Genomic DNA, 924 nt, shown 5'->3' on the forward strand with positions numbered 1-924 from the left:
GTGCTCAACCAGACGCCGTCGGCGTTCAAGCAGTTGATGCACGTGGCTTGTACCGACTCCCGGGCCAATGCCCTGCGCTACGTGGTATTCGGCGGCGAGGCGCTGGACGTCAAGAGCCTGCGCCCATGGTTCGAACGGTTTGGCGACAGCGCGCCACAGCTGATCAACATGTACGGCATCACCGAAACCACGGTGCACGTCACCTACCGTCCGCTGTCGGTGGCTGATCTCGAGCTGGACGCCAGCAGTCCGATTGGCGAACCGATAGCCGACTTGTCGTGGTACCTGCTCGACGGTGAACTGAACCCGGTGGCCAAAGGCTGCATCGGTGAGCTGTATGTTGGCCGCGCCGGCCTGGCCCGGGGCTATCTGAAGCGTGGCGACCTGACGGCATTGCGTTTTATTCCCGACCCGTTCGGCGAAAGCGGTGCGCGGTTGTACCGCACCGGTGACCTGGCGCAATACCGCAGCGACGGGGTGATCGAGTACATCGGCCGGATTGACCATCAGGTGAAAATCCGTGGCTTCCGTATCGAACTGGGTGAAATTGAAGCGCGCCTGAACGCCCTGGCGGCGGTGCGCGAGGCCGTGGTGTTGGCCCAGGAAGGGCTGAACGGCCAGCAACTGGTGGCTTACGTGATCCCGGCGCAAGGCGCCGAGGATGCAGGCGCCCTCAAGGCGCAGCTGAAAGCGGACCTGCCGGACTACATGGTGCCGACGCACCTGCTGTTCCTGAATGAATGGCCGCTGACCGCCAACGGCAAGCTCGACCGCAAGGCCCTGCCGCAGCCGGACGCAAGCCAGGTACAGCACGAGTACGTGGCGCCGCAAAGCGCGCTGGAACAGCAAATCGCAACCGTCTGGCAAGACGTGCTGAAACTGGAGCGGGTTGGTCTCACCGACAACTTCTTCGAACTGGGTGGC

1 protein-coding gene is annotated in these 924 nt (G+C 63.4%); it reads left to right on the forward strand.

Going from position 1 to position 924, the window contains the following annotated elements:
* On the forward strand, nt 1-924 hold a 924-nt coding region (locus ACW9I6_RS32385; RefSeq protein WP_457340243.1), incomplete at both ends, for an AMP-binding protein.

This window comes from Pseudomonas sp. SDO5522_S412, assembly GCF_054071215.1.